This is a genomic window from Tardiphaga sp., assembly GCF_041424195.1.
In the GTDB taxonomy this organism is placed as follows: Bacteria; Pseudomonadota; Alphaproteobacteria; order Rhizobiales; family Xanthobacteraceae; genus Tardiphaga.
On record NZ_JBGMOE010000212.1, the window covers coordinates 1 to 3473 of the forward strand.

The 3473-nt window shown below is 59.1% G+C and carries 4 protein-coding genes; 1 reads left to right on the forward strand and 3 read right to left on the reverse strand.

Going from position 1 to position 3473, the window contains the following annotated elements; genetic code table 11:
- Positions 1-180: 180 nt before the first annotated feature.
- From ACEK02_RS29650 to ACEK02_RS29660, 3 genes are all read right to left on the reverse strand, one after another.
- A complete protein-coding gene (locus ACEK02_RS29650; protein WP_291549194.1) occupies positions 181-1692 on the reverse strand; it encodes an NAD(P)/FAD-dependent oxidoreductase in 1512 nt (503 codons plus the stop codon).
- A 7-nt stretch (positions 1693-1699) separates the two neighbouring features.
- The gene (locus ACEK02_RS29655; RefSeq protein WP_062344219.1) at positions 1700-2098 is read right to left on the reverse strand and encodes a cytochrome c family protein; all 399 of its coding nucleotides are present in this window, start codon (positions 2096-2098) and stop codon (positions 1700-1702) included.
- Positions 2099-2296: 198 nt separating this feature from the next.
- Positions 2297-2659, reverse strand: a complete 363-nt coding sequence (locus ACEK02_RS29660) for a cupin domain-containing protein (RefSeq protein ID WP_062344217.1) — start codon at positions 2657-2659, stop codon at positions 2297-2299.
- Between the two features lie 551 nt (positions 2660-3210).
- Here ACEK02_RS29660 and ACEK02_RS29665 point away from each other — a divergent pair.
- Positions 3211-3456, forward strand: coding sequence for a TetR family transcriptional regulator (locus ACEK02_RS29665; RefSeq protein ID WP_371425021.1), 246 nt, complete (start codon positions 3211-3213; stop codon positions 3454-3456).
- The last annotated feature ends 17 nt before the right edge of the window (positions 3457-3473 follow it).

The window sequence follows — 3473 nt, forward strand, 5'->3', positions numbered from 1 at the left end:
CCGTCCAATCTCCGCCAAGCATGCTCAAGCTTCACGATTTTTGCAACAGAGCCAGGCAGACCAGCCCGGCACTTCCCAAAAGCATAGATAGAAACGTCTTCATCCTCTTCCCCCATGGAATGCCGCTGCGGAATGTCCACTTCCGCCGGTCGTCACGAATATTTGCGCGGGCTTGCTTGCTCAGCTTGCCGCGGGCCGGGCCGGAGCCGCGGAATGGTCAAGTTGCTGGTGGATATGGCGCGCCGCCACGACTCCCTGTTCAATCGCGCCGTCGATGAAGCCGCGCCATCCACTGGCCCAGTCGGCATTGGCAAAATGCACGCGGCCCTGTGCGCCTTGAAGCGGTCCGAGGAACTTCGACATCTGGCCTGGGCGCGCGAAACACCAGACGCCTTGCGAATAGGGATCCGCGCCCCACTCATAACTATAGGACTCGACCACTTGGGCGCCTGGTACGAAGGCCTGGATGGCAGTCTGCACGGCGCTGGTGTCGTTGACGTCGAGCGTCTCCGCGCTCGGCCCGAAGCCTATCAAATGGGTTTGGCCGTCTTTGACACCCTCCCAGATGACGAAGTTGAGCGGGACATTGCCCGTGGGGGCCCACCCCGAAAACATGGGATAGGCCTTGTCGAGCAACACATGGACCTTGGTGCCGTTGCCCGAATGGGTTTGCCTTGATGCTTCCAGCTTCGGCGCTGACAAAGCGGGAATAAAGGCAATATCCTTGAGCACGTTCATCGGCACCGCAACGACAACGGCGTCCGCCGTCAGTCGGACGCCCTCCTCCGTCACGACTTCGACCTTGTCGCCAAGTTGCCTGACCGCCTTGACCGGCGTCGAGAGCCGTACGTCGGCAGCGGCCTCCGCCGCGATCGCATCCAGCAGAGAGCGCGTCCCGCCCTCGATCTTGTAGCGGGCGGTGGCATCATTCATGATCGTCGTGTTGTAGCTGCAGAGCGCGTACAGGCGCATCAGGTCGATCCACGCGCCATCCTTGGCCGGCGCCGAAGCGAAAAGCGTGCACCAAGTGTCGAGCAGGATTCTGATTTCCGGCGTCAGGTCGGTGGCGTCGAGTTTTTGCTGGATGGAATACGTATCGGCCTTCACCCATTTGTCGTCGGCAAATGGCTCGGCCGGACGCGGCATCGTCTCGTAGGCATTGCCGAAAAGGCGGGCGACTGACGCATCGAGATCGGCCCAGACCTTGGACGCCCTGGTCTCGTGTCGCCTGCCTTCATAATCAAGATAGACGATGTCCTCGGCAACGGCGCCCGGCGTCTCCTTCAGCTTCAAACCATAACGCTGCATTTCCGACCATACGTGCGGCTGCTGCCAATGGATCCAGGTGCCGCCCATATCGGTCGCTTCCCCGGCAAATTCGGCGGTGAAGGTGCGTCCGCCAAGCCGGTTACGCGCCTCGAGCAGCGTCACATCATAGCCGCGCTGGCCTAGCTCACGTGCGGCCGTTACACCGCAAAAGCCGCCACCGATGACAATAACTGAGGGCGCTGCACGCGCTGAGGTATCGCGGGCCGCCTTGCTCACAGCAGGCGACATGGGGACGGCCAACAGGAGCGACGCTCCGGCGGCGGTGAACAGCTCACGGCGCGACGCCTGCCGCCCCTTCGCCCCGTCGTCGGATATTGATGCGGCTACCGAACCGGATTGCGCGCTATTTCGATCGTCTGTCATGGCGCTTTTAACTCTTGGATTGAAGAAAGCAGATCAGGTCGGCCCGAGCCTGCGGATCGCGCAGACCCGAAAAAGCCATGCGCGTTCCCTTAGCATAGGCCTGCGGGCCGATCAGAAACTGGTCGAGGCTGGCCGGCGTCCAGACAATGTTGAGATCGCGGAGTGTCGGGGAGTATTTGAACCCCGGAGCGGCTCCCGAACGACGACCGACGACACCTGCTAGACTGGGGCCTGCGCCATGCTTCGGTCCGTCAACCGCGTGGCAGGCGACACATTTCTTGAAAACCACCGCACCATGAGCGGGCGCGCACGCAGCGCTGGCCATGGAGGGCCAAACCGCCAGCGCGCTTGCGAGTACGCCAATCAGCGGCTCCTTCAATCCAGCAGCAAAAGCAATGCCAGCCATGCGCTTCTCCAGATACGGTGATTCGGATTTACACCGTCATATGACGGTCATTTATACCGTCACATGACTGCCCGTCAATGCTCACAGAATACCCTTGCCGGAGTCTGGGCGGGCGCGGCCAGACTTGAGCGACGATCGAAAAGCACGCGGACTGCACAACCGGCTGGGAAGTGCATTAGATCCCTGGACATTTCAGGCCTAACCTAGGTAGCAGGCCGCATATTTTCGGAGCCGCCCCTCCTGCCGCCAGCTACCGGCGAAGCCCTTCGGAATGACAAAGCTATCACCGGCCACATATTCCGTTGTGATATTTTTATCTGCTGTTATCAATACGTTACCTTCTATTATAGTGATGAATTCGTCCACGGGATAATAGGGAATTTCGAGCTCGACCGCCGTGCGACATTCCCACAATTGCACGACATATTTTCCGTCCGCTGACGCATGCAACAGCTCGCCAGCCTCTTCGACATGACCCGATTTAACCCAGGATGGGTCGATGGCCTGCGTGGGTGACAGCGCTTCAAAGGCCGTTTTGCCAAGACTGACCGAAACAGACATTTCACAATCTCCTTACCCATGGTGACGGTTGATTCCGATCAAGATGGAATTCTTTCCAGGATAATTTATGCCGTCATATGACGGCATGTCAATTTGTGGATTGGCGCCCGCGGCAGCAACGTTCGGCCCTCGCCCCGATGGCGCTGAGATAGTTGCGTTTTCCGTATCGGGGAGGAAAACTCGGACTGCCGACGCCCGCTCCGTCATGTGACGGCCGCACAACCGACGAGGTTAGCGGTTTCCAATCATCCCCGACCTGCCCATCCCCGTTAGGCTGGAGCCGCGCTATGGCAGGAAATTATAGATCTTTGAGAAATCTGGGCTGGCCGAGGCTGCCAGCGTCAAAGGAGACATTCCGCGAGGAGAAGCTTTCACAGATACCTTACCGTCAATCGACGGCCCATGTCGCCTGAAGCGTCTTGTCGAGGCGCAGGCACATGCTATGGCTATTGGGTGGCGATGAGAAGCATTGGAGACAGCCCCGCTGACAGACCCGTGCCGCGCCCGGCCCGATGGTGTTTCGGTGTCATTGCAAGAAGGCTTTAGAATAAATGTCTGGTCAAGATCGCGAAACAGAGGAACTGGGTCATCTCGAGGCCATCTCCGCCAAATCTAAGCAAAAAAGTCGGGAATCGCGTTCGACTGAAAGTGCCGATCGCCGGAAAGCGATTCTGAATTCCGCGCGGCGCGTCCTCATAGAACAGGGCTACGCGGATTTTACGATGAGGGGTATAGCGCGACACGCGCAAATACATCTTAAGGGCTCTGTTGCAAAGATTGGCGGCAGTCAGAGGTAGGCTGTCGCTCTGCGCCG